25 protein-coding genes and 1 pseudogene are annotated in these 25726 nt (G+C 61.1%); 18 read left to right on the top strand and 8 right to left on the bottom strand.

What is annotated here, in order from left to right; genetic code table 11:
- Positions 1–220, top strand: a 220-nt coding sequence (locus tag FWD29_01595; GenBank protein ID MCL2802638.1) for a VCBS repeat-containing protein, incomplete at its 5' end; no start/stop codon positions are given.
- 63 nt (positions 221–283) lie between these two features.
- Here the strand turns inward: FWD29_01595 and FWD29_01590 are convergent.
- Positions 284–394 (bottom strand): annotated as a pseudogene (locus FWD29_01590) (transposase).
- Positions 395–1057: 663 nt separating this feature from the next.
- Between FWD29_01590 and FWD29_01585 the strand changes: the two are divergent.
- Positions 1058–1912, top strand: a complete 855-nt coding sequence (locus FWD29_01585; protein MCL2802637.1) for a DUF4190 domain-containing protein — start codon at positions 1058–1060, stop codon at positions 1910–1912.
- Between the two features lie 476 nt (positions 1913–2388).
- Here the strand turns inward: FWD29_01585 and FWD29_01580 are convergent, their stop codons facing one another.
- The 3 genes from FWD29_01580 to hisD all read right to left on the bottom strand — a co-directional run bounded on the left by FWD29_01580 (position 2389) and on the right by hisD (position 5004).
- Positions 2389–2526, bottom strand: a complete 138-nt coding sequence (locus tag FWD29_01580; protein ID MCL2802636.1) for a hypothetical protein — start codon at positions 2524–2526, stop codon at positions 2389–2391.
- Between the two features lie 760 nt (positions 2527–3286).
- The gene (locus tag FWD29_01575; protein ID MCL2802635.1) at positions 3287–3586 is read right to left on the bottom strand and encodes a type II toxin-antitoxin system Phd/YefM family antitoxin; all 300 of its coding nucleotides are present in this window, start codon (positions 3584–3586) and stop codon (positions 3287–3289) included.
- A 113-nt stretch (positions 3587–3699) separates the two neighbouring features.
- Positions 3700–5004, bottom strand: coding sequence for a histidinol dehydrogenase (hisD, locus tag FWD29_01570; protein ID MCL2802634.1), 1305 nt, complete (start codon positions 5002–5004; stop codon positions 3700–3702).
- A gap of 317 nt (positions 5005–5321) precedes the next feature.
- Here hisD and FWD29_01565 point away from each other — a divergent pair, with 317 nt between their 5' ends.
- The 7 genes from FWD29_01565 to FWD29_01535 all read left to right on the top strand — a co-directional run bounded on the left by FWD29_01565 (position 5322) and on the right by FWD29_01535 (position 12800).
- Positions 5322–6665 (top strand): transporter substrate-binding protein, encoded by a 1344-nt coding sequence (locus tag FWD29_01565; GenBank protein ID MCL2802633.1) that lies wholly within the window; start codon positions 5322–5324, stop codon positions 6663–6665.
- Between the two features lie 19 nt (positions 6666–6684).
- Positions 6685–7551 carry a hypothetical protein gene (locus tag FWD29_01560; protein MCL2802632.1) on the top strand — a complete coding sequence of 289 codons (867 nt, stop codon included), beginning with the start codon at positions 6685–6687 and terminating at the stop codon, positions 7549–7551.
- Positions 7548–9425, top strand: a complete 1878-nt coding sequence (locus tag FWD29_01555) for an ATP-binding cassette domain-containing protein (GenBank protein MCL2802631.1) — start codon at positions 7548–7550, stop codon at positions 9423–9425. Before FWD29_01560 ends, FWD29_01555 begins: the two co-directional genes overlap by 4 nt.
- 3 nt (positions 9426–9428) lie before the next feature.
- A complete protein-coding gene (locus FWD29_01550; GenBank protein MCL2802630.1) occupies positions 9429–10136 on the top strand; it encodes an ABC transporter ATP-binding protein in 708 nt (235 codons plus the stop codon).
- Complete coding sequence (locus FWD29_01545) at positions 10133–10333, top strand: hypothetical protein (GenBank protein MCL2802629.1); 201 nt, start codon at positions 10133–10135, stop codon at positions 10331–10333. The genes FWD29_01550 and FWD29_01545 overlap by 4 nt, the downstream gene beginning before the upstream one ends.
- Positions 10330–11715 (top strand): amidase, encoded by a 1386-nt coding sequence (locus FWD29_01540; GenBank protein MCL2802628.1) that lies wholly within the window; start codon positions 10330–10332, stop codon positions 11713–11715. Before FWD29_01545 ends, FWD29_01540 begins: the two co-directional genes overlap by 4 nt.
- A gap of 68 nt (positions 11716–11783) precedes the next feature.
- Complete coding sequence (locus FWD29_01535) at positions 11784–12800, top strand: LacI family transcriptional regulator (protein ID MCL2802627.1); 1017 nt, start codon at positions 11784–11786, stop codon at positions 12798–12800.
- Between the two features lie 47 nt (positions 12801–12847).
- On the opposite strand, the gene FWD29_01530 is transcribed toward FWD29_01535, so the two are convergent.
- Together FWD29_01530 and FWD29_01525 are read right to left on the bottom strand one after the other, a co-directional pair.
- The gene (locus tag FWD29_01530; GenBank protein ID MCL2802626.1) at positions 12848–13603 is read right to left on the bottom strand and encodes an SDR family oxidoreductase; all 756 of its coding nucleotides are present in this window, start codon (positions 13601–13603) and stop codon (positions 12848–12850) included.
- A 96-nt stretch (positions 13604–13699) separates the two neighbouring features.
- On the bottom strand, positions 13700–14920 hold the full coding sequence (locus FWD29_01525) for an ROK family transcriptional regulator (GenBank protein ID MCL2802625.1): 1221 nt from the start codon (positions 14918–14920) through the stop codon (positions 13700–13702).
- Between the two features lie 104 nt (positions 14921–15024).
- Here FWD29_01525 and FWD29_01520 point away from each other — a divergent pair, with 104 nt between their 5' ends.
- The 9 genes from FWD29_01520 to FWD29_01480 all read left to right on the top strand — a co-directional run bounded on the left by FWD29_01520 (position 15025) and on the right by FWD29_01480 (position 22681).
- On the top strand, positions 15025–16119 hold the full coding sequence (locus FWD29_01520; protein ID MCL2802624.1) for a substrate-binding domain-containing protein: 1095 nt from the start codon (positions 15025–15027) through the stop codon (positions 16117–16119).
- A 33-nt stretch (positions 16120–16152) separates the two neighbouring features.
- Positions 16153–17193 (top strand): ABC transporter permease, encoded by a 1041-nt coding sequence (locus tag FWD29_01515; GenBank protein MCL2802623.1) that lies wholly within the window; start codon positions 16153–16155, stop codon positions 17191–17193.
- A complete protein-coding gene (locus FWD29_01510) occupies positions 17190–17999 on the top strand; it encodes an ATP-binding cassette domain-containing protein (protein ID MCL2802622.1) in 810 nt (269 codons plus the stop codon). Before FWD29_01515 ends, FWD29_01510 begins: the two co-directional genes overlap by 4 nt.
- Positions 17983–18969 carry a nucleoside hydrolase gene (locus FWD29_01505; protein MCL2802621.1) on the top strand — a complete coding sequence of 329 codons (987 nt, stop codon included), beginning with the start codon at positions 17983–17985 and terminating at the stop codon, positions 18967–18969. Before FWD29_01510 ends, FWD29_01505 begins: the two co-directional genes overlap by 17 nt.
- Complete coding sequence (locus FWD29_01500; GenBank protein ID MCL2802620.1) at positions 18966–19847, top strand: sugar phosphate isomerase/epimerase; 882 nt, start codon at positions 18966–18968, stop codon at positions 19845–19847. The genes FWD29_01505 and FWD29_01500 overlap by 4 nt, the downstream gene beginning before the upstream one ends.
- Positions 19834–20508, top strand: coding sequence for a nucleoside/nucleotide kinase family protein (locus tag FWD29_01495; GenBank protein ID MCL2802619.1), 675 nt, complete (start codon positions 19834–19836; stop codon positions 20506–20508). The genes FWD29_01500 and FWD29_01495 overlap by 14 nt, the downstream gene beginning before the upstream one ends.
- Positions 20508–21926, top strand: a complete 1419-nt coding sequence (locus tag FWD29_01490; GenBank protein MCL2802618.1) for a hypothetical protein — start codon at positions 20508–20510, stop codon at positions 21924–21926. The genes FWD29_01495 and FWD29_01490 overlap by 1 nt, the downstream gene beginning before the upstream one ends.
- Positions 21927–22163: 237 nt before the next feature.
- Positions 22164–22418: a type II toxin-antitoxin system Phd/YefM family antitoxin gene (locus FWD29_01485; protein ID MCL2802617.1), complete on the top strand. Its 255-nt coding sequence runs from the start codon at positions 22164–22166 to the stop codon at positions 22416–22418.
- On the top strand, positions 22415–22681 hold the full coding sequence (locus FWD29_01480) for a type II toxin-antitoxin system RelE/ParE family toxin (protein MCL2802616.1): 267 nt from the start codon (positions 22415–22417) through the stop codon (positions 22679–22681). The genes FWD29_01485 and FWD29_01480 overlap by 4 nt, the downstream gene beginning before the upstream one ends.
- Positions 22682–22814: 133 nt before the next feature.
- Here FWD29_01480 and FWD29_01475 read toward each other — a convergent pair whose 3' ends face one another.
- Positions 22815–24248, bottom strand: coding sequence for a DUF1254 domain-containing protein (locus FWD29_01475; protein ID MCL2802615.1), 1434 nt, complete (start codon positions 24246–24248; stop codon positions 22815–22817).
- 182 nt (positions 24249–24430) lie between these two features.
- Positions 24431–25546 (bottom strand): hypothetical protein, encoded by a 1116-nt coding sequence (locus tag FWD29_01470; protein ID MCL2802614.1) that lies wholly within the window; start codon positions 25544–25546, stop codon positions 24431–24433.
- Positions 25547–25726 lie beyond the last annotated feature (180 nt).

The raw sequence follows: 25726 nt of genomic DNA, 5'->3' as shown, positions 1-25726 counted from the left end.
TATCTTGTGGTTCTACGCCGGCCAGGGCAATGGCTTCTTTGCCCCCAAGGTCCAGATCGGCAGCAGCTGGTCCACCATGCACATGGCCACAGGGGTCGACATTGATGGCGACGGCAGGCCAGATATTGTCGCCCGGGACAAGACTGGCAAGCTGTGGCTGTACCGCTCGGCGGCCGGCTTGACCTGGTACCCAAGGGTTCAGATCGGCTCCGGTTGGTAGGCCACCAGCCGGCTCGGACCGCTTGCGTTCAGCCGCCACCCACCGGCCCAGCAACGTGTAGTGGACCCCAATCTCGCGAGCCACATGCGAAACCGGACGGCCAGTGTCGATCACCAATCTGGCCGCCTCAGCCCGATACTCCGGTGTAAACGTCCTACGCTTCGAAGACCCCATAAGATACATCCTCCCAGCAAGGCCCCCAGCAGGAACCTAGCTAAATCAGTGTCTGGACTTACGGGTCAACCCCACAGGGTCAGTACACCCACGCCGCATGCGCTTTGTCGAGCCAAAAGCTAAGGACCTAGGGGCAGGGAAACGCTGGCCCATCGCCGTTTGAGTGGAGACCTTGGGCAAGTCATTGTTCGGGTCGTTTCGGCAGTCGCGAGAGCCACCGTTTTCGACCATTATGCCAACACGGCGCCGGCAGAACCGCTTCGTTTTTGGCATCGCCCAGGTAGTCTCGTTCGCGACGACCTTTCATCACGACGGGCCAGAGGAGGCGACAAGCATGCGGCCACCGCCTGGGTCCGTTGCAGCGAAGCCGCCCAGTCCTGCAGACAGAGTCGCCACGGTCGTCCCCTCGCCAACAGCTCAGCGGGTCGACTATTCTTCCAAGTCCGTCCTCGCGGTCTGCACCTCGGAGTCGACAACGTGACCGGCAAACCCGGCTTCACCTGCGATTATTGCGGTGGCTCCGGCAGTCTGGAGGCCATACATGGGCGAGTGGCTTGCGTGGCATGCCTCGGCGCTGGCGCGACTGCACCTGGTGCAATTGCTGGTGATGCTTTGAATGCCTACCTGGACGAACCTTGTTCGGTCAAAGACGAGATCGTTCAATTGGCGAAGCAGATACAGCTGAAAAGGGCTGACCCAACCTGGCTGCCGCTGAAAGTGTTCTGGTCAAGGACGGCATCGGGTGACGAGCAGGTCGAGCTAGCGGAGAAAGAAGAGACTCTGTTCACGGTCGGCATTACTCCTGAGGGCGACTTCGCCATCGAGGCGAAAACGCACTACTACCGGGAGGGGTGTGTGCGTCCCTGGTTTGTTGAGGGCAGGTGGGGAGGCTCGAGAGACGTACCGCTATCATCACTTGGCGAAATCACAATGCATTTTGACTTCCACGCTGCAGATTGGTGGGGGAACGGTAGCAACAAGTGCTACTCCAATTACCTTGGTGCGGGCGGGCTCGGGCACCGGAAGAATCTGACGCTGACTCGGACACACAGCAAGGGGCGAGGCTTGCTGGAGCTGCTCAAAGTGGTCCTGGCGAACCCGGATGCCCATTTGTCAAGGATCCGAGCGACAATTCCCGGCCCGACGAAAGCTCCCGTGGGTTTGGAAAACCGCGCCACCACCGGGGCGCAGGTGGTTGGCCAGGCTCTGCGGCCTGCTGGCCATGCATTAGGCCACGTCGCCGAGGGCACCGGGTGGCCCGTCGGTTCCAGGAATGGCCTGGGGATCGCCGCCCTAGTTTGCGGCCTGGCCGGCATTACTTTTCTTCCTGTTTTTGCCCCAATTGCGGCAGTGTTGCTCGGCCATATGGGGCAGCACGCTTGCCGCAAGGGTGCGGCCAGCAACCGGGCCATGTCCATTGCTGGGACGGTCTTGGGTTACGTTGGTGTGGTAGTGGCTGTTGTGTGGGCAGTGGTTGTGGTGGTAGCAATGAACCAATCAGCGGTTCTGGTCCGCTGATCCAGTGGCTTTGTGGCGGGCGTAATGCGCCAATGTGATTGACGCTAGGGGCGACCACCGGAATTATGTGGCCCGTGGATTTGTTCAACGGGTGAGCTCCGATGGCCCGACTCTCATCGTTCCGGTTGTGTCGGCTTGTTTCTCGGTGTTGACCTGCGAGTTCAACCGGACCCGGGTCGCCAGTTTTGAGGGGGTTCACTAGGTGCCGGTCGAGTCGACAACAGGCCAAGAGTTGGTGGCAACGTGGTGACGCCCGACCCTCGACCGGGTGAAAGTGGCCTACTTGCGGTCTAATGGCAGTCCAGTGGCCTGGTCGATCAGTCCGCACGTCTCCGGCCGGTCAGGTTGCAGATTATGCTGTTGCAGACGAGCCGTAGCGTGCCGCAACGTGTCCAACCGACTCAAAGGGAACGGCTGCAACAATCGAAAACGTCAGGCGGCATGCCCCGGTCAACCCGCCCGGGCACCCGCAGGCATCAGCGCGGGGTAGCGGCCCCAAAGCGAAAGGCGTTGAGCCACTCGCGTCGTGCCGCGGCATAAGCGCTGGGCATAACCCGGAAACTGGAGGTCTCGCTAGCCGAGGCGCTTTCCGCAGAACAAGCAGTCGTAGCCACCGACCTGGTTGTAGTTTGGGTCCACGTACGACTCCCGGCCGCAGTTGGGGCACTTGACGCGCACATTTGTCATTCCTGACGGACTCTGTTTTGACTTGATACCCATGGGAAAAGGTGCTCCTTGGACAGCGGACGGCGCGGGACGCAGGGTAAGCGCCTCGCCAAATCGGTGTGCGCGCCGACCGCCGCGATAACGGCTCAAGTCCCACCTTTCTGCGCGCCTCAGGCTACCAGAACGCAATCCGAGTCAGGGTCTCTGGGCTGGTTCATCAAGCGGGTGATTCCTCCCGTGGCCCAGACCACATCTTCTGCTAGGTCAGCATGCCTAGGAAGTCTTGCCGCAAGCGTCCGGTTGGCGGGCGCCCAATGCTCGCCTCCGGGCAGGTGGTTGCGACCATGGGCCCGCCAACGGTCTAACCAGGCTGCTGCTGCCGCAGTCCGGGCCGCAATGTCAACAGCTGAGTCCAGGCCTGGCAGGTTGGAACTGCCACCACTTGAGCTGCGGCAGCTATCCAGCCACGCGGGAGGCGCCTGGTACCTGCCAGAATTGTGCTTCCCCAACGACCGATGGCTTGCTTGTCTGAGACCCCCATCGCCTCAAGGCACAAGGACAATTGACACAACTCAGTTACCATGATGAATCCCGGGCTTGCGTTTTGCCCAAGGCGGGGCCCGCCGCCTTTGGAAGCCGGATGTGGGGCTGCGGGTCTTCAGTCGAAGTAAGCCTCAACTCGGTGCGCGACCCGCGCGAATGCCGTGCCTACTGGTCCGTGTGGTTGGTGGCTTGATCGGCCTCAAGCCTGGCAAGCACTTCTTCGAACGAGTAGGTGACACCGTCGTCCTCGGCCTTGGCCTTTTCGATCTCGGCCACGTCGTAGGCGTCCATATAGGCCTCGGCTGCTTCGAGGTCCTCAAGGTCTTCGACCGAGATCATCACCGCGGCAAGCTTGCCGTTGCGGGTGATGCCGATCCGCTCATAGCCGTACATGACCCGGCCAATCACCTCCGAGACGCCGGCCCTAAGTTCCCGGGTCGAAACCTGACGTGTCACGCTCACCATGCGGCCATTGTAGCGCAAATGGTAGTTGCGTACACAACGCCCAGGCCGCGAGGAAGACCGAGCCGGGAGCGCGGCATCGGACGTCAGGCTGTCCTGCCCAGCCCGCTACCGGATTAGACCTCCGGGGCCCACGGCAGCGGGTCGCCACCGAACCGGGCAGCCCGGATATCGCCAGAACGGGCGTGGCCTTCGGCAAACTCGGCCCTGGCGGCGCGCCCGCAAAACCGGCCCACTTCTGCACTTGAGTTCGGATTAGTGATCTCCTGGTAGGTCACGGTTTTGAGGTAGTTGCCCACCCAAAGCCCGCCGGTGTAATTGGCGGCGCCCCGGGTCGGCAGGGTGTGGTTGGTGCCAATGACCTTGTCGCCGTAGGAGACACAGGTGCCCGCCCCCAAGAAGAGCGCACCGTAGCAGCGCATCGCTTCAAGGGCCTCGCGCGGGCGCTCGGTCAGGATCTCGACGTGTTCTGAGGCGAACTCATCCGCCAGCTGATAGGCCTCATCCAGCGAGTCGACCACGATGACCTGGCCGTAGGTCTCCCATGAGGTTTGGGCAAAGTCCCTTGTCGGCATGGTTGGCAGGAGCGCATCGACCTGATCAATGACCTGCCGACCCAAGGGCTCGGAAGTTGTAATGAGCACGGCCGGCGAGTCAGGTCCGTGCTCTGCTTGGCTCAGCAGGTCGACCGCCACAAAGAACGGGTCGGCCTGGTCATCTGCCACGATCAGAATCTCGGTTGGGCCCGCAAACAGGTCGATGCCGACCTCGCCATACAGTTGCCGCTTGGCCTCGGCCACATAGGCGTTGCCGGGGCCAGAGATCAGGTCAACTTTGCCAATTGTCTCGGTGCCCAGGGCCATGGCTGTGATCGCTTGGACCCCTCCCAGCAGCAGAATCTGATCGGCACCGGCCATATGCATGGCCGCCACCGTGGCGGCCGGGATTTCGCCCTGATTCGGCGGAGTGCAGGCAATGACATGGTCCACACCGGCCACTTTGGCCGTCACGATGGTCATGTGGGCGGAGGCCAGGAGGGGATAGCGGCCACCTGGGATGTAGGCGCCGGCCCGGCGAACCGGAATTGACTTTTGCCCCAAGAACACCCCCGGCATGGTCTCAACCTCAAAGTCACTCAGGGAGGCGAGCTGGTGTTCGGCGAAAGCTCGAATATTGGCTTGAGCAGCCTCGATGTCCGCCAGAGTCTGCTGCGGGACGGTCTTGACGACGTCCGCAATCTGCTGGCTTGACAAAGCGAAAGCCTCCGGGGCCCAATTGTCGAACTGCTGAGAGTACTGCCTGACCGCCTCGTCTCCACGGGTGCGGATGTCACTGATCACCGCCGCCACAGTCTTGCTGACTGCTTCCAGGTTTTCGCGCGAAGCCTCGGGCCGAGCCTCTGCCTTGAGAATCCTCTGCATGCTTTCCTCCTTGGGTGGGTGGGCTGCTCGGCATCGAACAACCCTCGGCAGCGATGAGCCGTTATGCCAACCGCGTACGTATACGTATACACGAAATGAGGCTCGGTCGCTAGGGTCAAAGCGTGAGCCGGCGGCCGGCAGGGCATCTCCTGGTTGGCAAGCGGGTTGGCCTCGCAGCCTGGTATTTTTGCCCGATGCCGCCCGCTCCTTGGGCGATGGCCGGGCAGCTGGGGACGCGGCTGGGTAACGGATCGGAATCAAATTCCCGGAATTGGTGGCGGCAAGTCGCGCTGATGGTGTATACGTATACGGGTGATGTGCGGGTGGACGCATCTCTGAGGGCGAACCTGGATTTGACCAGTTTCGCCCAGTACCCGTTCAATGAGGAAGACAAGGGGAACAAGATGATCGCTCGACATACGTGGAAGAAATGGACCATCGCCACCGCCGCCGTCATAGGCATGGTTGGCGGTGTCACAGCCTGTTCTAGCGGAGACGGCGGAACAGGCGATGGAGGTGGCGACGGACCAATCGTCATTGGCAGCATCTTCGATGTCACAGGTGTTCAGAACATCCAAGGCCAGGCCATGCTTGACGCGTTGAACCTGGCGATTGACGAGGTCAACAACAATGGGGGACTGCTGGGCCGGCAAGTCGAACTGAAGTTCTACGACTCGCAATCGGATCAGTCGAAGTACGCGCAGTACGCCAATCAGTTGGCCCTCCAGGACAAGCCAGACGTCGTGATTGCCGGCATTTCTAGTGCATCACGGGAGGCGATCCGCCCAATCTTTAGCCAGAACAAGACGCTCTACTTCTATCCCGAGCTGTATGAAGGTGGGGTCTGCGACATCAACACCTTCGCCGCCGGAGTGGTGCCATCGCAAACCTCGGCCGCCCTGGTGCCGTGGGCCATGGAGAACTACGGCAAGCGGGTTTACATCGTTGGAGCCGACTACAACTTTGGCCAAATCTCTGCCCTGTGGGGCAAGAAGTATGCCGAAGATGCCGGCGCCGAGGTGGTTGGGCAGGCCTTCGTGCCGGTCGAGTCGTCGAGTTTCGAGACAGTGATCGACGAGCTCCAAACCTTGAAGCCAGACCTGGTTCTGAGCTACCTGGTTGGCACCAACCACATCGCCTTCTACAGGGGATTTGCGGCTGCTGGGCTGAATGACAAGATGCATATCGCATCGACCACCTTTGGGCTTAGCGGAGAGACCGACATCCTCAGCCCCGAAGAGGCCAGGAACATCAGCGCCGCCTACAACTATTTCGAGACAATGGACACCCCTGAGAACCAAGAGTTCTTGGCCAAGTGGGTGGCCAAGTATGGCGAAGACCACGCAGCCATTCCCGCCACCGCCGCCCTGGTTTGGAACAGCGTCATGCTCTGGGCCGCCGGAGTTGAAAAAGCTGGGACCACCGAACGAGAGGCTGTCATTGAGGCTCTTCAAAGTGGCGTCACCGCAACCGGCCCGGCCGGGGACGTCAAGCTCGATCCAGGCAGCCACCACGTCATCCAGAACATCTCCATTGGCCTGACCACCGCGGAAGGCGGTTTCGAGGTCGTGGCCACCGAAAACGCGGTTGAACCCGCATTCGAAATGGAGGTTTGCGACCTGGTCAATAACCCGGACATAAACGAGCAGTTCACGCCGTAGTAGAAAGGGCGGGCGCCTGATGGGCATTGATGAGGTTGTCATCCTCCTTCTGGGGATTGCGACGGGAATTGCAACGCTGGTTTTGATCTCGTTGGGCCTGGCCGTGATTTTCGGCATGATGAAGGTGATCAACTTCGCACACGGCGAGTTCCTCATGCTAGGGGCGTTCTTCACGTTGACCGGAGTCAGGCTGGGGATCCCGCTGTGGATCTCGATGATCCTGGCGAGCCTAGGCACCGGACTACTTGGAGTAGTCGTGGAAAGGGCGCTCATCAGGCGCTTCTACGGCCGGACCGAAGTGACAATCCTGGCCACTTTTGGGCTGAGCCTGGTCCTGACCCAGGTAGCGCTGCTGATCTGGGGGACCAGCCCGGAGGGCATCGCCACGCCACTGGGCAAAATGACGATCGGCAGCTATTCGATCGCCAACTACCGCCTGGTGTTGATAGTCGGAGCGGCCGGCCTGCTAGTGCTGGCCTGGATGGTGTTCACCCGGACCCGAGTCGGGTTGATGGCGCGGGCGGCCACCGAGCGGCCCGAAATGGCCTCGAGCCTGGGCATCAACATCTCAAATGTCAATATGTTCACCTTCGGATTTGGCAGTGCGTTGGCGGGGGCCGGCGGGGCACTTTTGTCGCCGGTCGTCGCCATCGCCGCCACTATGGGCACGGTTTACATTGCCCGGGCCTTCATGACGGTTGTGGTTGGCGGGCCTGGAGTTATCACCGGCGTGTCGCTTTCGGCCTCGGGTTTGGGCGCGATCGAGCGCCTGGTGGCGCAGTGGTCAGGTCCGATGGCGGGCATCGCGGCCCTTTTGTTCGCGGCGATCATTGCCCTGCGTTTCTTGCCCACCGGCATCTCCGGAAAGCTTGGGAAGAGGCTATGAGCCCCGTCGAAACCGTCGAGAAACGGCCGCCAATGGCCTCGCCTGGGCCAGGAAAACTCCTATCGCGCGCCTTTGCGGGCCGCAGCCACTGGTGGGGTACCGCCGGCACCATTGTGGCGGTGGTGGCCTTGAGTTTCCTGGGCAGCGACTTCCAGATGCGGCAGTGGTCGCAATGGCTGGTCTTCTCCATTTTGGCGCTCAGCTTTGTCTGGGTCTGGGGGCATGGCGGGGTCTTCTCGTTCGCCCAGGTGGCGTTCTTTGGTTTGGGTGCCTACACCTACGGGGTGGTCTCACTGAACCTGGTCTCGGTGACGGGGGAGACAGGTACGGCTTTGCTGGCCGGAGTCATTGCCGGCGGTCTCTTGGCTGCACTGATCGGCTATTTCCTGTTCTACGGCAACGTCTCAGATGTCTATGTCGCCATCGCCACCTTGGCGGTCTCACTGGTCTTCTACACCTTCATGTCCTCGACGGCTGATGCCAAGTACACCATTGGCAAAGCCCATCTGGGCGGCTTCAACGGCATGATCGGCATCCCGTCGCTGAACCTGGGCCTAAACAAAGACCTCTCTTTCACCTTTTTTGGCAGGGACTACTTCGTCTTGGTTGGGGTAGTGGCAGTGATCGTGGCACTTGTCATCGTGATGCTGCGCCAAACCGCCTTTGGGCGGAAGCTCGCGGCGATCCGGGTCAACGAGTCTCGAGCCGCGCTACTTGGGATTCGGGTGCCGCGGCAAAAACTACTGGCCCTGGTCATAAGTGGCGGCATGGCCGGTTTGGCTGGAGGCCTGTACGCGGCCTGGGGCAACTTTGTCGACCCGACCGCATTTGGCCTGCAAATGGCAACGCTTTTGGCCGTTTGGGTGGTGGCTGGCGGCAAGTCCTCGGTGGTTGGCGCTTTTGTTGGCGTTTTCTTGATCCAGCAGGTCACCAACAAAATCGCGTCCACTGGGAGTACCTACACACCTTTAGTGCTTGGCCTGATCCTGATTGTGATTGTGCTGACCCTGCCTAAGGGCATCGCGCCCGCGATTGGCGCCGGGCTGGGCTGGCTTAGGTCACGCCTGACCAAAAAGCAGCAAACGCCTGGCGCCGGCGAGCCGTCAAAGTCATCCGGGAAAGATATGGCAGAGCTGCTGGACTCGCTGCGGCTATCTAACGGTCTTGTGCTCGAGGCCGTTCACGTCAAGAAATCGTTCGGCGGGGTAAATGCCGTCAGGGATGTGTCAGCCAAGTTTGGCCCAGTGGGCGCCTACTGTTTGATCGGCCCAAACGGGGCCGGCAAGTCAACTTTCTTTCATGCCCTGGTTGGTACCCACACGCTGACCGGTGGCAGCGTCACCGTCAACGGCACATCAGTGTCCAACCGAGACGCCTCGTGGCGAGTCCGCCACGGCATATCCATCAAGTCACAGGTGCCAAGCTTGTTCCCGGAGCTGTCGGTCAGAGAAAACGTTTGGATCGCCGCTCAAGCCACCGCCAATAGCGTCGCCGAGGCGGATCACGTCACGGCCAGCGTTTTGGCCTGGCTCGGCTATGACGAGTTTGGAGCGGCCGCGCCAGTAGAAAACGTCGCCCACGGCGACCAGCAGTGGCTGGATATCGCCATGGCGTTGGCTCAGCAGCCCAGAACCCTATTCTTGGACGAACCGGCGGCCGGCATGGGCAAAGTCGAATCGTCTCGGGTGGCGGAAATGGTGCGAAAGGTCGCCCAGCACATTCCGGTCATTGTGGTGGACCACGACATGGAGTTCGTCCGCCAGCTCGATGCCCCCATTTCGGTGCTCCACCAGGGCGAATTGCTCGTTACCGGCACGCTGGAGGAGCTGCGCGACAATGAGCAGGTGCAACGGGTGTACCTGGGGAGGAGCTGAGCCATGCTGAAGGTCTCCCAAGTAACCTCGGGCTACAAGCGGACCATGGTGTTAGACAATTGCAGCCTTGAGGTTAAACCAGGCGAGATTGCTGGCCTTCTGGGCAGAAACGGTGTCGGTAAGTCAACTGCGCTTAAGACCATCATGGGTCTGCTGCCGGTCAAGTCCGGCACCATCACCTTCGACGGCCAAGAAATCACCAACGAGCGCACCCACCGGCGAGCCAGGCGGGGCATTGCCTATGTGCCGCAGGGCCGCCAGATCTTCGCCGGCATGTCGGTCCAAGACAACATCAAAGTGGCCTGCCACGGAGCGGGCGTGGCCAAACCGAGCGTCGTGGTCAACGAGGTTCTAGCCAATTTCGAAATGCTGAACGAAAAGAAAGACCAACCGGGCGGCGAACTGTCCGGCGGCCAGCAGCAGATCCTGGCCATTGCCCGGGCCCTGGTGTCCAAGCCCAAACTGCTCCTGCTGGACGAGCCTTCGGAAGGCATTCAACCGACAATTGTCCAGCAAATTGGCGAAATCATTGCTGACCTCGCCTCGGACCAAGGGATTTCTGTGCTCTTGGTGGAACAGAACTTTGACTTTGTTACCAGCATTGTTGGCCGGCTGTTCGTGATGGACTCTGGACGGATTGTCCATTCCGGCCCACCGGCGGAGCTTCGCGCCAACGAGGCCATGCAGCAGGAATACTTGGGCTTGCGATGACTCAAGGCGACACTAGAAAACAAGCTGTCGACCGGCTCAGCCGGCTCGGCATTGCCCAAGCCGAACAAGACCAGGCCCTGGGGATCGTCGAAGAACTGGTCCAACACGCCCAGCGGGTGAGCTCGTTTGTCGCCGGCCATCACGCGACCGCCCCGTTTGCCGTAACTGGCCTGTTTGAGGAACCAGGGCAGCCATGAGCAATGCCTACGACTCGATTAGCGCGACCGCCCAGGCCCTGAGAGATGGTCAGGTCAGCTCGGTCGAGTTGGTCGAAGACATGGTCTTGGCCGCCAAACATGACTCGACCAACTCTGTGGTGCGGTGCCTGGAAGAGTCAGCTTTGCAGGCGGCTGCTCAGGCCGACGCGCAACGAGCTAAGACTCCTGGTCTCCACCCACTGCACGGCATTCCCTTTGGCGTAAAGGAAAACATGGATGTCGCTGGCGTTGAAACCGTGGCCGGTAGCCGGGTGCTCGAGGGTCGTATCGCTCCGGACGATGCCGCGGTGGTACGTCTAATGCGCAGCTGCGGTGCCATCCCGACCCTGACTCTGGCAATGCACGAATTCGCTCACGGATTGACCAGTGAAAGCCACTGGCGGGGTCCTGTTCGCAACGCCTGGGACCGAGAACGCTATGCCGGTGGTTCGAGTGGCGGTTCGGCCGCGGCCGTGGCATCGGGGCTTTGCCTCGTAGCGCTGGGTTCCGACACAGGCGGATCAGTCCGAGTTCCGGCGGCCCTGAACGGCCTTGTTGGGCTGAGGCCTTCCGTCGGGGCGGTTAGCAATGATGGGGTCTTGCCATTGGCTTGGACGCTGGACACTTGCGGGCCACTGGCCAGAACCGCTGAGGATGTCTCCTTGGTCTACGAAGCTTTGTCCGGCGGGAGCCACCGGCATGAGTTTGGCCTGGACCTCAAAAAGGCCCAGCCACTGGCTGGTGTCAGGCTGGGAGTTGTGGCCGGGCTTGACATGGAGGCGCTAGAGGCGGGTGTCCTGGAGCTGTTCGAGGCCGCCCAAGACGATCTGATGCGACTTGGGGCGCAGATTGTCGAGGTCTCAATTCCTGGGATCGATGTCGCCCACGCCGCCTTGATGCTCGTTGACCTGGCTGAACCAAGCGTGGTTCACGCCGGCTGGATCAACACCAATGCTGCCAAATATGGCCAGGACATCCGCACCCTGATCTACGCCGGGCAAACCATTTCCTCACTGGAATACCTACAAGCCCAGCAGACACGGCAAATCCTGGCCAGATCGTTTGCCAGTGCCTTGACCCAGGTCGACGCGATTCTGACGCCCACGGTTGGTTTTGTGGCGCCACGAATAGGCGAAACATCGGTCACTTTGAGGTCCGGCGTAAGCGAAACGATGATTGCGGCGGCGCTGCGTTACTCCGCCTACGCCAGCGCCGCCGGACTGCCGGCCATTTCTGTGCCTTGTGGCTTTGACCAGGACGGCCTTCCAGCCGGAATTCAACTGATCGGAAAGAGGCACTGCGAGGCCGGCCTGCTCAAAGTCGCCAAAGGCTACCAAGCCGGTACATCCTGGCACCGGCGCCGCCCTGGACCGGTCGCCTAGAATACTGGTGGCAGTCACCGGTTCACTAGCCCCCCGAAAGCTAGTTCTAGTGAAGTGAGGATGAGGCAATGGTGACGAGTCGAGACGTGGCTCGGCTTGCGGGCGTGTCTCAGGCGACGGTCTCCCGGGCGATGACCGCAAACTCAGAGGTCTCTCCAGCCACGCGCGCCCGTGTGATGGCTGCTATGGAACAGCTTCGCTACGTCCCTCACGCTGGGGCAAAGGCCATGAAAACGCGCCGGACCCGGACCATTGGAGTCGTCGTGGCGGACCTGGCCAATCCGTTTTACCCGGAAGTGCTCGACGAACTGACCCGATCCCTGGACGCGGCCGGTTTCCGGGTCGTGGTTTGGAACTCTGGCAAGACGGGAAACAAGGACGCCATCAAGGCCATTGGAGAGGCCGCCGTCGACGGGGTGGTCTTTGCCACGGCCACCGGAGACTCCAGTGAGCTGCGAGCAGCTAGTGATGTCCGCCGGCCAATCGTGCTGATCAACCGCATTGTCGAAGGCGTCGAATGCGACCGAGTTTCGAGCGACAACGCTGACGGCGGGGCGTCGGTGGCGGACTTCTTCCTCGAAAACGGTCGCACCGACGTTGCCTTCATCAGTGGCGACGAACAGGCCGCCACCTCGCGGGACCGTCAAAAAGGGTTTCTCCAGCGCATGGCCCATCTGGGGTATCCGGTGCCAGAGCATTTGCGGGTGGCCGGAGGCTTTTCCCACGACCGGACCGAACAGGCTACAAGGCGACTGCTGTCTCGATCCCCACACCCCCGGGCCATCTTTTGTGCCAATGACTTCATGGCGCTTGGTGCCCTTGACGCCCGGCAAGAGATGGGCGTACCGGCCCATCAATGCTGGATCGTTGGCTATGACGACATCGCCATGGCGTCGTGGCCCAGCTTCAGCCTGACCACAGTTCGTCAACCGAGCCGCGAAATGGCGTCGGTTGGAGCCAGGCTGCTACTCGAGCGAATCGAAGATCCTTCATTGCCGCCGCGCGACGTGCGCTTTGCCTCCGCGCTGGTGGTTCGAGGCAGCACTCCGCTTACGCCCGCAACACCCGGGGGAGAGACCGGCTGAGCCGGGCACGCGACATCGGGCAAGTATGTTGTCGAGCCTTTCTTGGCCTAGTGGGCCGCTTGCCCACCGTCGACTAGAAAGGTCTGGCCGGTGGTAAAGGTCGATTCGTTTGAGGCCAGGTAGATGACCATTCCAACCTGCTCATCCGGCTGAGAAATCCGACCCATCGGGTTCCTGGTCTTGATGGCCTCGCTGAAGCCGGCTTCATTCATGATGGGTCTGGCCATGGCCGTTTCGGTCAAGCCTGGCGCGATGGCGTTCACCCTAATGCCCTGTTGGGCGTAGTCCAGGGCGGCGCCCTTGGTCAGGCCAACCACGCCATGTTTCGCAGCCACATACGGCGTAGTCATTGGATCGGCCGTGATGCCAACCAACGAGGCGGTGTTGATGATCGAACCGCCGCCGGACGCCAGCATCGCCGGTACCTCGTGTTTCATCATCAAGAACACGCCTTTGAGATTAGCGGCGATGGTCCAGTCGAACTCCTCAGTAGGACATTCATGTAGCAAACCGCCCCGGGGCAAGACACCGTGGTTGTTGAAAGCCACGTCCAACCGACCGTATTCTTCGAGGGTCGCAGCCACTCCGGCCCGGCAGTCTTCCTCGTTTGTGGCGTCGATCCGAACCCGATCGGCAACCCCGCCGCTGGCTCTAATCTCGGCCACCAGCCCGTCATTGGGCGTGTTGTGGTACCCCAGCATGAGCTGGGCGCCTTCCTTGGCCATCCTCTTAGCAACGGCAGCCCCGATGCCTGTGGCCGAGCCCGTGATCAAAACAGCCTTGCCTTGTAGTCTCCCTGCCATGTGATCTGTCTCCCTATCTAGCTATGGCTTGTTTTGTGAGGTGCCCGATGGCGTGCTTGGCCTGGGCGTGTTAGGCCGGGGTTGGTTTGGTCTGGTTCAGCCACGCCGGTCAGCCAAAAGGCGGTCGACGTTATCTGGCCCAAGCACGAGGTCCGAGACCAGGGCCGCCAGGCCCAGTACCCCGGGGTTAGGTAGTTCGCAGGTTGTGATCGTGAGGTTACGAGTCGCCAAGGGCAACGAAAGCCTGTAGACCTGCTCGCGGACCGTCGCGAGGACAAGATCGCCCAGGCCAACCAGTTGCCCACCAAGAACAACGGCCCTTGGGTTAGCCATGTTGACCAGGTGCGCGACTGCCGTGCCGATGATGCTGGCGGATTCTAGGACCATGGCTCGGGCTTCAGCGTTGCCCTCATGGACGGCTTTGACCAATTCATCGATGGTGTAGACCTCAACCCCAGCCGCCTGCAGGTCGCGTAGTATGGCCCAGCCTCCGGCGTAGGCTTCGACGCAGCCGAGGTTGTTGCAGCGGCATGCCGGCGCTACCTCGCCGGCTGAGTCAAGGCGGGTATGACCGACGTCACCAGCGGCGCCATCGGCTCCGCGATAGAGCCGACCTGAGAGCATCAGCCCGGCGCCAATCCCGGTGCCGACCTTGACGAAGACCATGTTCTGTTCCGCGGCAGTTGACGATCGAAAAGCCCCGTAGACCATTGCGTTGGTGTCCTTTTCGACTGTGACCGGGCAGTCAAATTGGGCGGAAAAAAAGCCTGGAATGTCGTAGTCATGCCATCCGGTCATAATCGGTGGACTGACAACTCGGCCGGTTCGGGCATCGACCGGGCCTGGGACGCTGATGCCTATGCCTCTAACGTGACCGGGAGAAAGCCTTCGGCTGACCAGATGCGAACTGAAGCGCTTCGAAATGGCTCCGAGAATGGCATCCGGTCCTTGGGTGATGTCAATCCAGTCGAAGTGTTCATTGAGCAGGTGCCCCGACAAGTCGCAGACGGCGGTGCGCATGCCCGTGGCGCCTGTGTCGGCAATAAGGGAGACGCCCCAATTCGGATTTACGGCGTAGCGTTCGGCCGGTCGCCCGCCGGTGTCTTCAGCGAGGTGTCTGGTTGGTATCACCAATCCCGCGTTGAGCAGCGAAGAAACACGTTGGGTCACTGCGCTGCGAGAAAGCCCTGTCCGCTTGGCCAGTTCAAGCTTGGTGATGGGCCGGTCTTCGTGCCGAATGATGTCGAGGAGCTCGCCTGGGGTTGTTCTCAGCCAGGTGGCGGGTGATGACCCCACCTGGGGTGTTGGCCTATCCACGGGGATATGCTATCAAAAAGCATAACCCTTGTTCCCAAAGTCATAACCTGGCTAGCCTGTGTCGTAAGCACAATCCTGTGCTAGCACCAACATAAGGAGCGACAATGACTCTGCCTACAAAGACAAGCTCTAAGCAAATGGCGACGCTCGGTCTAGTAGCGGCGTTGGCACTGGGCCTGGCCGCGTGTTCCGGTGATGGAGGCACAGACGCCTCTGCCCCCGCCGGTGACAAGGGCGAGACAATTCAGATCACACTAATCACGAAAGACCCAAATGACCCATTCTGGGTTGCCATGATGGACGGCGCCAAAGCCAAAGCCGAAGAGCTGGGTGCAGAAATCACCCTTGCCTCCGGTCGTGACCAGACTGACGCCGACGGTCAAATCCGGGCAATCGAAGATGCCATCACCCGCGGAGACACCGGCATTCTTATTGCCAACAACGGCCCGGCCGTCAACGATGCCATCTCCAAGGCCCAAGACGCCGGATTGATTGTGATGGCGGTTGATACTCCGACCACACCGCCGGACCTGGTCTCGGCAACCTTTGCCTCCGACAACCGACTGGCGGGCAAGCTGATTGGCCAATGGACTGCCGCCAAACTCGACGGCGAGAAGGCCACCATCGCCTTGCTGGACCTCTTTGCAGACAAGGTCGTTGGCATCGACTACGAGCGCGATCAAGGCTTTGTTGAAGGGATGGGCATTGACGTCAAGGATCCCAACAAGAACGCCGACGAGGACCAGACAGGCACCTACTCTGGCGGGGACTACGAGATTGTCTGCAATGAAGCGACCGATGGCGCCGAAGATGGCGGTCGCACAGCAATGGAAAAGTGCCTCTCTTTGAACCCGAACATCAATGTTGTCTACACGCCGAATGAACCTGCAGCGCTTGGCGCCTACCAGGCGCTGAAGGCAGCAGGCAACACCTCGGCCATCGTGGTCTCAATCAATGGGTCATGTGACGGCATCAAGGGTGTGGCGGATGGAATCTTTGGCGCCGACGCGCAGCAGTACCCAAGCAAAATGGGTTCAATGGGCGTTGAAGCCGTGGTCAACTTCGCCAAAACGGGCGAAAAACCTGTGACTCCGGCCGGAGCCGATTTCATTAACACTGGCATCACGCTGGTTACCGACCAGCCGCAGCCTGGCGTCGAATCAATTTCCGTTGCTGAAGGTCTAGCATCCTGCTACTGACCAATCCGGTCTGATTTGTGAGGGGAAAGGCCAATGGCTGAGCCGGAGTTGGCGGAACTAACCGCGGCCGAGGTGTATCGGCAGCGTCCGCTGACTCTGATGCAGCGACTGCGACGGCTGCTTCATCGTTACCCGCAAATCAGTCCGCTAGCGGTGTTGGTCATCACGACGGTGGTGTTTGGTCTGGTCAGCGACAGGTTCTTGTTGCCAAGCAACCTTTCGCTGATCCTGCAGCAGGTCGCCGTAATAGGCGCCCTGGCGGTGGGCCAGACGCTTGTCATTCTCACAGCAGGTATCGACTTGTCGGTGGGGGCCCTAATGGTGTTTGTATCGATGGCGATGGGCGCGCTGGCCGGGGAGGCGGGGCTACCGAGCCCTGTGGCCTTTCTGGGCGGCGCGCTTGTCGGCATCGCCGCCGGGCTGGCCAACGGCGCCCTGGTCGCCTACATCAGGCTGCCACCGTTCATTACCACCCTCGGCACCCTCAGCGTGTTCACCGCGTTGGCCCTGCTGATGTCGCACGGCAGGTCGATCCAAGGCGAAAACCTTGGTTCCTTCTTGACCTGGACCTCAAACGCATTCGCCATTGGACCGTTCCAGTTCACCACCGGCGTGGCTTTGATGCTGTCGATGTACCTAGTCATGGCCTTTGTTCTCAACAACACCGCCTGGGGTCGACGTGTTTACGCCGTTGGCAGTGACGAAACCGCCGCCAGACTGACTGGCGTGCGAACCAAACGGGTGCTTCTAAGCGTTTACGTTGTGGCCGGTTTTCTGGTAGTGCTATCGGCCTGGATCCTGATCGGTCGAAACAACGCCGCCACCACTTCGACCGCTGTAGATGTCAACCTCGATTCCATCACGGCCGTGGTGATAGGCGGGACCAGTCTTTTCGGGGGCCGAGGCCGGCTCTCGGGGACATTGCTGGGAGCCGTGACGGTTGGCGTCTTTAGGAATGGCTTGTCATTGGCCCGGCTCGATGTGCTGTACCAGACGCTGGCGGTGGGCCTACTGATTCTCGGAGCGGTGGCATTGGACCAATGGATCCGAGGCGACAGCAGGGAGTCGAGATGAGCGAGGCAATTCTCAGCGCTAGGGGTATGGTCAAAACCTATGGGCCGGTTGTTGCTCTTGACGGCGTTGACCTGGATCTCTTCCCAGGTGAAGTGCTGGCCATCATCGGCGACAACGGGGCTGGCAAGTCGACTCTTATCAAGTGCATCACGGGCGCGGAAAGCGCCGATGTCGGCACCATCAAGTTAGACGGAAGCATCGTCCACCTACGGCGGCCGCAAGACGCCCGAGACATGGGCATTGAGACTGTCTACCAGACGCTTCCTCTGGCGCCTGGGTTGGACATCGCGACGAACCTGTTTTTGAGCCGGGAGGTAAGGCGCAAAGGTCCGTTGGGTTCGGTATTCCGTCTACTCGACCACAAGGAAATGCGCCGGTTGGCCGAGCAGAAGGTCAAGGCACTAGGCATACGGACAATCCAAGACATTACCCAGCTGATCGAAACGCTTTCGGGGGGCCAGCGCCAGGCAGTAGCCATCGCCCGGGCGGTGGCCTTTGGCAGCCGAGTCGTGGTTCTGGACGAACCGACTGCAGCACTCGGTGTCCGCGAGACCGCGCAGGTGCTTGAGGTCATCAAACAACTGCGGGATTCAGGTCTGGGCATCATTCTGATCAGCCACAACATGCCCAATGTGTTTGATGTTGCCGACCGCATCCAGATCCTGCGACTTGGACAGTTGGCCGGAATCATCCGGCCCACAACGCATACATCAGCTGACGCGGTCGCCATCATGACCGGAGCCGTCTCGCTTTCGGGCGGAATAGCCCAAGACACCCTAGAGAGAACTGATGAAGATCCTGCTTGACACCGATCCGGGAGTAGGCATCCCCGGCACTGACGCCGACGACCCGATTGCCTTACTGCTGGCTCTGGCCCACCCGAACCTGGAGCTGCTGGCGGTGACGACGACCTTTGGTAATTGTCCGCCGCAGCTCTCCGCCAGAGGAGCGTTAGCTGTTCTGCAGGCTGCAGATCGGCTGGATGTTCCGGTGGCTTTTGGCAGCTCGGAGCCGGTGGCAGGCCAACTCAGCCCAATACTGGTAGAGGCCTACCGCGGACCCAGGGGCCGCGAGGGTGAGGTGGCGCTGCCCAAAGCGCCGAATTATGGGCCAGCGGCCGAGTTGATCAAAAAGGTGATCAGAGACAACCCTGGCGAGGTGACCGTTGTCGCCATCGGCCCGCAAACCAACCTGGCAACGGCGCTGCTTGAGGATCCAGGTCTGGCTGAGCTTATCCCAGGCGTTGTGGCGATGGGGGGTGCCTTCGGGCTGCACCAGCGCTACGGTGGCGGCAACATCACCGATCAGGCCGAATGCAACATCTACTTCGATCCTCTGGCTGCCGAAACCGTTCTCAGAAGCGGCATTCCGGTCAGCTATGTCGGCTTGGACGTGACGAACCCGGACACCGGACTGGTCCTAACGCCGGCCCAGCTCGAGATGGTGGGGCAACGAGGGCCAGTGGGCCGGATCTTCCACCAAGTCTGCCGAACCTACTTGGCTCATCCCATGTTTGACCTCTCTCACGGGTGTGTGCTCTATGACCCACTGGCCATGATGGCGGCGGCCGAGCCAACGACCGGCTCATGGCGTGAGGTTCGCGTGGCCATCGACACTTGCGATGGACCAGAGCGCGGCCGCACCATACTAGGAGCGGCGGCAGGGTCACCAGCCAGGGTCATGGATGGCGTGGACGGTGCTCGGGTGGTGACCGAGATTTGCCGGTTGATTGACAGGCTCGACGTCGGGTCGGCCGAACGTCAGGTAGAGACATGAATCCGACCAACAAGCTTGGCATCCACGCGCTCGTCTTTGCAGGTGACACCAGTGACGGGTCAATTGACGAGGCGATTTCTGGGGCAAAAGGCACGGGCTATGACATTCTCGAGTTGTCGCTCCATGATCTGGGCCGTCTTGACACGGACAGGACCAAGGCCAAACTGGAACAGGCTGGCCTGCAACTGGTCTGCTCACGGGGCCTCACCTTTGACGCTGACCCATCAAGCGACGACCCGGCTGTGGTCGAGCGTGGCGCCGGCCTGTTGCGAGACTCCATTCAGGCCGCGGCTGGAATGGGCGCGACGCTGTACACCGGGGCCTTGTACGGCGCCTTGGGCAAATACCCTAGGCCAGTTACGGCCAGGGGAATCGCCAATGCCACATCCGTTATCAAGGAGCTGGCCCAAGAAGCCCAGACGCTTGGAATCTCGCTGGGGATCGAGGTCTGCAATCGCTACGAAACGAATTGTGTCAACACAGCCGCCCAAGCCTTGCGGTTGATTGACGCCATTGGAGAGGACGGCGTCTACCTCCACCTCGACACCTATCACATGAACATTGAGGAAGACGACTTTGTGGCCCCTGTCGTGGCAGCTGGAGATCGCCTCGGCTACGTCCACGTTGGAGAAAACCACCGTGGCCACCTTGGCTCGGGGCATGTTGACTTCACCGGTTTCTTTCACGCACTGCGTGGCGTCAGCTACTTGGGGCCAATCACCTTTGAGTCGTTTTCCTCGACTGTTGTGGCCAAGGGGCTTTCCACTGATTTGGCGATTTGGCGCGACCTGTGGGATGACGGTTTCGCATTGGCGCAACACGCACACGCCTTCATTGAGGCTCACCTTGAGGCGACGGCAAATCATGTCTGGCGCTGAAGGTCAAACCGCCGGGCTCTTGGGAGTGGAGTTGGCCAATGAAGTGCTGGCCCGGGCCGCCGGCTTGCCAAGAACAAGCCGCGCCGTTTTGGGAATCGTTGGTGCTCCAGGCTCGGGCAAGACAACTCTGGCACGCGCGATGGCCGCGGACCTTTGTGCTGCCGGCCTTCCTTGTTGCGTTGTCCCCATGGACGGTTTCCACCTGGCTGATGTCGAATTGGTGCGTTTGGGCCGGCTGCAGCGAAAGGGCGCAATCGAGACTTTCGATGGTTTCGGTTACCTCAACTTGCTACGCCGTTGCCTTGAAGAGACCAATCACACCATCTACGCGCCGGCCTTTGACCGCGAAATCGAACAACCGGTAGCGGGAGCGATCGCGGTGGTTCCCGGCTGCCGGTTGATTATCGCGGAAGGCAACTACCTGCTCGATGAGGCGGAGCCGTGGCCAAGAGTCAGGGATCTGCTGGCGGAGTCTTGGTTCTGCTTGGCCAATGACGCTTCGCGCCGGGCTTGGCTTGAGCGGCGGCACATTGCCTTCGGCAAAACACCCGAGGCGGCCGCCAATTGGGTGGCTCAGGTTGACCAGCCCAACGCCGTCCGTGTGGTGGCCCGGCAGTCCCTGGCCACCCGCGTCCTGCCAATGATCGAAAGGATCACGTGATGAGAATTGCACGCCCCCCAGGAGTCGCCGCGGTGGGCGACCCGATTCCGTTTGCGCACGATGGTCGCGTCCACCTGTTCTTCCTCTCCTCCCCACCAGGCACGCAGGACTATCCAGAACGGGTCGCAACCACCTGGCAGCATATGGCGTCGACCGATCTGAAGAGCTGGGATCTGCTTGCACCGGCCTTGGCTCCAGGCCGCCCGGGAACGTATGACGCTGGTGGAATCTGGACCGGGTCCGTGGTCGAAAACGCCGGGATCTTCTACCTGTACTACACCGCACACGATCCGACCAACCGGGCAAATCCGCAGACAATCGCCCTGGCTACAAGCCGCGACCTGGTCAACTTCGAGCGGCACCCGGACAACCCAATCCTGTACCCCCCACCACAGTTCAGCCAGGTTGATTGGCGTGATCCCTACGTGTTCTTCAACCAGGTGGAAGAGTGTTGGTTCATGTTGGTTGCTACCAGGGTGTCTGAGGCATCAATGGTTCAGAGCCGGTGGCACGGTGGCACCTTGGCCTTGGCCACATCCAACGACCTGATCCACTGGGAGGTGGAGACAGAACCGCTCTACACCCCGGGGACAACCTTCTGTCCGGAATGCCCCGAGCTGTGGCCTTTCGGCGACAAGTGGTATCTGGTCTATTCGCGCTTCTCCGAGCAGGCTGGCACGGTATTTCGAGTCGCTGACTCACCTCGCGGTCCTTTCCGCACACCCCTGCGTGAGGAGCTCGGCGGGCGGCGTTGGTACGCGGCGAAATCGGCTCCCTTCGAGCACGGCCGGGCATTTTTTGGCTGGATCCACGACCGGGTCAACACCGAGGCGGGGCCGCGCTGGCTCTGGGGCGGGGACTTTGCCCTGAACCGGGTTCTTCGGCCGGACGAATCTGGGCAGTGGATGGGTGTCAGGCCAGTTGTCGGCGACCCGGCTTTCGATCAGTTCTTGGAGGTCCAGCTGGGCGCCCCGGGCATGTTTGGTGGGGCTGTGGCACAAGCTGAAGTGCCCCGAAATACCGTCATCAAGGCCACTTTCGAGGCTGTAGATGCCGCCGCCGTTGGCATCGACCTGGTGACGGGGGAAACGGCGTACCGAATCCTGGTTGACAACCGCCGTCGCCTGGTCCGGATAACCCAGGAACCCCAGCCTTTGGACGACTTTTGGGCAGACCTGACCGGGACGGGTTCAAGCTACCGTGAGGTCGATGGGCCTGCCTTGGCCTGCGCGAAGAGGTCGCCGGAAGCTGATTCCGGCTCGGCAACCGTCCACGTCGTCTTAGAGGGTGACCTGATTGAAGTCTTTGTCGACGACGACGTTGCCCTGACCCAACGCATCCGCTGGCCGGGCGGCCAAGTCAACGCTTTCGCGATCGATGGCGAGGCCAAGGTTTCGGTGGCCATTGCCCCGGACTAGCCGCACCTGGTTTGTGTTGGGTGGCGCTTGGCGTTTTGGCCGGACCGCGCCGGGCCCGTCCAACGCGCTTGATGACCGGTGCGAAAAGTAGCCTGGCGTTCGCGTACAGGAGATTACCGGGTCACTACGCCCGCAACACCCGGGGGAGAGACCGGCTGAGCCGGGCACGCGACATCGGGCAAGTACTGTTCTGTACAAAACCGCGGCTTCAGCGCTATACTCGCGGGCGTGAGCGAGATGACGGTAACGGCCGCCCGGGCCAGGCTGGCTGATGTGGTTGACGCTGCCCGGGTGGACCATGAGCCGGTTTACTTGACCCGGCGAGGGCGCCGGGTGGCGGCCGTAATTGACGCGTCGGATTTAGACCGCCTGATCGCGGCGGCGGAGGACCAAGCGGACCTGGAGCAGGTCAAGGCCGCCCGCAAGGAAATGGCTGCCGGGGAGGATCCGGTGCCATGGGAGCAGGTCAAGGCTGATCTAGGTCTGGAATGAACTACCGGGTCAAGCTGACCGGTCGGGCTCAGCGACAGTTGGCCAAGCTCGACCTAGCCGCTCGTCGGCATGTCCAGGTGGCGATTGATCTTTTAGCCACCGCGCCCCGCCCGCCCGGCGCGATCAAACTGGCCGGTGTCAAAGGCGCCTGGCGCGTGCGCACCGGCGACTACAGGGTCATCTATCAGATCGAAAACGACATTCTGGTGGTACTAGTGATCGCGGTGGGCCACCGCCGCGACATTTACAACCGAAACCGATGACGCGCCAGATCAGGGTCACAGTGGGTCGCATCCGGTGGCAATGGCGTGCAGTTAGGGGCCTTCGCCAACCGACCTTAAGCTGCCGTAATGGTTGATTCTGGATCATTGTCACGCTGGCCAGGCTGTATCTGGATCAGCCTGACACCGTGATGGAAGGGGCTGACCAGGATCCGTTTTGCGCGGCTTCAGCGGGGAGGTAGATCCTGAGGTAGAGGTGGAACTGCTCTTGTTTGACGGGAAGCCAGTTGCCAACCATGGCCTCGTTTGATGGCCTTTCGGCTTGGACAAGTATGTCCAGCGCGCCGTCGTCGCCCAGGACAAACTCACTGCGGTCGTTGATGGAATAGCGGCCCAGCTCGTTGTCGATGAGGAAATCGTCCTCGCCGTAGGCGGTGACCGACCAAAAGCCGTACTGTTCAACAGGCGGCAGCTGGTCCGGCGCGAAATGGACCACATAGTTGTTCGTACCGTCCAGGATCTCGCCAGCGTCATCCGTGGGGGCCATGGGGTAGATAGCCACCGAGACCGGGTTGGCGCCTAGGCCGTCAAGGGCCACCAGCGCTCTAAAGGCGTAGCTCGTGCCAAACTCGGCAATTGGTGCGCCAAAGAACTCCCAAGCGCCCCATTGCTGCTTGTACTGCTGGCTCTGTTCCATCCAGCGTGCGGCAGCATCATCAAGCATCGTCTGCCACCGATCCTGGTAGTCACTCCCCAGTGCGACCGCGTCAAATGCAAGGTCGGGGCCCACGCCGATGCCCTCCATGGCGGTCAAGGCTGCCTCGTCCTGGCCGGGCGGCGGATTGAGAGCCAACAGGGCGTTGGCCCGGTCGAAAAACTCTTGAGGGCTAAGTGACAGCACGTGCTCGACCGGGACAAAGTCACTTTCGGCCGAATAGGCGCCATCGGGAGCCTGATAGGTGTCAAATCCGCTGCTGTAGTCAGCAAGAGGCATTAGCCACATCTGGTCTTGCAGCGCCCGCACGTTGACCAGATCAGCCTCACCTTTCACCAGGGTCCGTACCACCATGAACACGCTTTCGGTCGGGAGGTCGACGCGGGTGAGATCGTCCGGCAGCGAACCGGTCCAGCTGGGGCCAACTAGGGCGTAGGTGCGCGCTTCTTGAGTATCGCCACCCGTCCCCAAAATGGCCGCAGAATTGGTGTAGGCATCGAGCAGCTCCACTGACAAGAAACGATCAGCCTCGGGTTTGTGGAACACCATTGCAGTCTGGCTGAGGTCGAGCCAGGCCTTGGAATAGACGGTGTCCACGTTCGGGGTGACGACCGTCTTGTAGCTCGCGTCGACAAGCTGGTCGCTGTGGCTGATCTGGTTGATTGGAGCCCTGGCGGCGTCCGCCTGCACAGTGTTGGTCGAGGTCTCCCGTGTGGCATCCATCATCACCAGCGGAAAAACGTAGGTGTAGGCATCGAAAACGACGGACCAGTCGGCATCCTGGCCTTCCCCCGCCTTGGGAGGATTATCCTGCCCCGAGCAGGCAGACAAGCTCACGATCAAGGCCGCCGCCAGCAACGGCCACAGCGCTGTGATTCTGGGCGTTCTTGGCATCTTGGGACTCCCCCTCCAAGACAACAACCTCAAGCGGTTGACAGTGGCTGATGGTTGCTGCCAATCCAGGTAATGGCTGCGGTTGTGTTGTCAGTCCAGTCTAGTGTCGAGGCGGCCCACGCGGTGCCCGATGACGGTTGGCTGGGGTGGTGCGAAAGCCTGGACTCGCGTAAAGGGGCTGGTCAGGCGTGGGCCAGGGCCAGGTCTTGGATGCTCAAGCGGATGTGCCTGCGGTTGTCTCGACTGGCTCGGTGTTGGCCAAAGGTTCGCAGAATAGTCCCTTCCAGGTCGCTGCCTCCAACCGATCGCTCCAGCCAAAACTCGGCCGCATTGGCGATCTCAACCGGGCTGATGGCCCAGGCCGGGCGGTCGACGGTTGAATCATTGGGCCTGAACTGGCGCCAGCCCACCCGGTCGACGGCAAATGGCCAGATGAAGTCGTCTACGTCAACCTCGAGGCCCTGGGTCAGGAGGATCTGGTCGGTGATATCGACCGAGCGCTTTGGGAACAGGCGGGGCACACCGAACGAGTGAGCGATCAGGGTGGCCAACCGGTGGACGTGAATGGGGCCTTCGAACTTGGCGATTTCCAGGGCCAGAGCCCTAATTTGGTCTCTGACGGCTGGCTGGTCGGTTCGGGAAAGCTGATCTGGTTGACCAACGGGTACCGCCACCCACGGTTCGAACGCAGGGCGGCGGCGGCCAATCAGCCGCTTGAGGCTGTCAAACGGGAGATCCCAGACTTCCGATGCCGGCACAACGGGCTGGTCTGGCTCCTTTCTTTTCGACCGAGGTTTGGCCGGCAGGTTCACTAGTTCCGGCCCCCGGATCTCATCCAAGGTCAGACCCTCTTGTTCGCTGGCCAACTCGACCAAGGCAGCCTGGCCGGTCGAGGCCGCGACGGCACCTTCACTATCGCCCAGTGCGTCGAGCAGTTGGCGGACCAGGTCGTAGGCCCGCCAAGCCTCGGGTGCGGTGAACTGGCTGCCTTGAGCCAAACGGCAAACCGTCACTCGAAGGGCCAGGCCCGAATTGGTTACCGACCCGTGGCCATCGTCGGGTTCGAACGGGTACCCCAGCTGGCCTAGCCGTTCGGTTACCAGCCGCAGCTGGGCTTTCGGGTCATTGGCTTCAAATGTGACCGGCTCACAGCCCCTGACCCGGTCGAGCTCCACCAGGGCATCAGTCCACGGCGCAGAGCCCAGCATCGGTTCTAGCCTGCGGCGTATTAGCGGCTCAAGGCGCTCGGTCAGCAGCAGGACAGCCGCACTAACGGACGGTCCGGGGTGGTGGGTCACGTCAGTTGTCCCAACGACCGCGCGGGCAGAACCCGGCCTAAGCGAAGCGCGCCCTGGTGATCGTTTTCGAGCCAGATTTGCCAATTGGCGGTGAATAGCTGTGTGATCATGACCTTCCCCGTAACAAGGTAATGCTGCCTTAGATTAACGGCAGTGACAAGCGACGCCATCGGGCAAATG

The organism is Micrococcales bacterium, assembly GCA_009784895.1.
Taxonomy (GTDB): Bacteria; Actinomycetota; Actinomycetes; order Actinomycetales; family WQXJ01; genus WQXJ01.
Note: the sequence above shows the minus strand (reverse complement) of the source record. Positions and strands in the feature narration are given on the sequence as shown.

Excerpts from the sequence above, each read along its gene's own strand:
- FWD29_01575 (MCL2802635.1), bottom strand. The coding sequence starts at position 3,586 with ATGGTGAGCGTGACACGTCAGGTTTCGACCCGGGAACTTAGGGCCGGC.
- hisD (MCL2802634.1), bottom strand. The coding sequence starts at position 5,004 with ATGCAGAGGATTCTCAAGGCAGAGGCTCGGCCCGAGGCTTCGCGCGAA.
- FWD29_01560 (MCL2802632.1), top strand. The coding sequence starts at position 6,685 with ATGGGCATTGATGAGGTTGTCATCCTCCTTCTGGGGATTGCGACGGGA.
- FWD29_01555 (MCL2802631.1), top strand. The coding sequence starts at position 7,548 with ATGAGCCCCGTCGAAACCGTCGAGAAACGGCCGCCAATGGCCTCGCCT.
- FWD29_01550 (MCL2802630.1), top strand. The coding sequence starts at position 9,429 with ATGCTGAAGGTCTCCCAAGTAACCTCGGGCTACAAGCGGACCATGGTG.
- FWD29_01545 (MCL2802629.1), top strand. The coding sequence starts at position 10,133 with ATGACTCAAGGCGACACTAGAAAACAAGCTGTCGACCGGCTCAGCCGG.
- FWD29_01540 (MCL2802628.1), top strand. The coding sequence starts at position 10,330 with ATGAGCAATGCCTACGACTCGATTAGCGCGACCGCCCAGGCCCTGAGA.
- FWD29_01535 (MCL2802627.1), top strand. The coding sequence starts at position 11,784 with ATGGTGACGAGTCGAGACGTGGCTCGGCTTGCGGGCGTGTCTCAGGCG.
- FWD29_01530 (MCL2802626.1), bottom strand. The coding sequence starts at position 13,603 with ATGGCAGGGAGACTACAAGGCAAGGCTGTTTTGATCACGGGCTCGGCC.
- FWD29_01520 (MCL2802624.1), top strand. The coding sequence starts at position 15,025 with ATGACTCTGCCTACAAAGACAAGCTCTAAGCAAATGGCGACGCTCGGT.
- FWD29_01515 (MCL2802623.1), top strand. The coding sequence starts at position 16,153 with ATGGCTGAGCCGGAGTTGGCGGAACTAACCGCGGCCGAGGTGTATCGG.
- FWD29_01510 (MCL2802622.1), top strand. The coding sequence starts at position 17,190 with ATGAGCGAGGCAATTCTCAGCGCTAGGGGTATGGTCAAAACCTATGGG.
- FWD29_01505 (MCL2802621.1), top strand. The coding sequence starts at position 17,983 with ATGAAGATCCTGCTTGACACCGATCCGGGAGTAGGCATCCCCGGCACT.
- FWD29_01500 (MCL2802620.1), top strand. The coding sequence starts at position 18,966 with ATGAATCCGACCAACAAGCTTGGCATCCACGCGCTCGTCTTTGCAGGT.
- FWD29_01495 (MCL2802619.1), top strand. The coding sequence starts at position 19,834 with ATGTCTGGCGCTGAAGGTCAAACCGCCGGGCTCTTGGGAGTGGAGTTG.
- FWD29_01490 (MCL2802618.1), top strand. The coding sequence starts at position 20,508 with ATGAGAATTGCACGCCCCCCAGGAGTCGCCGCGGTGGGCGACCCGATT.
- FWD29_01485 (MCL2802617.1), top strand. The coding sequence starts at position 22,164 with ATGACGGTAACGGCCGCCCGGGCCAGGCTGGCTGATGTGGTTGACGCT.
- FWD29_01480 (MCL2802616.1), top strand. The coding sequence starts at position 22,415 with ATGAACTACCGGGTCAAGCTGACCGGTCGGGCTCAGCGACAGTTGGCC.
- FWD29_01475 (MCL2802615.1), bottom strand. The coding sequence starts at position 24,248 with ATGCCAAGAACGCCCAGAATCACAGCGCTGTGGCCGTTGCTGGCGGCG.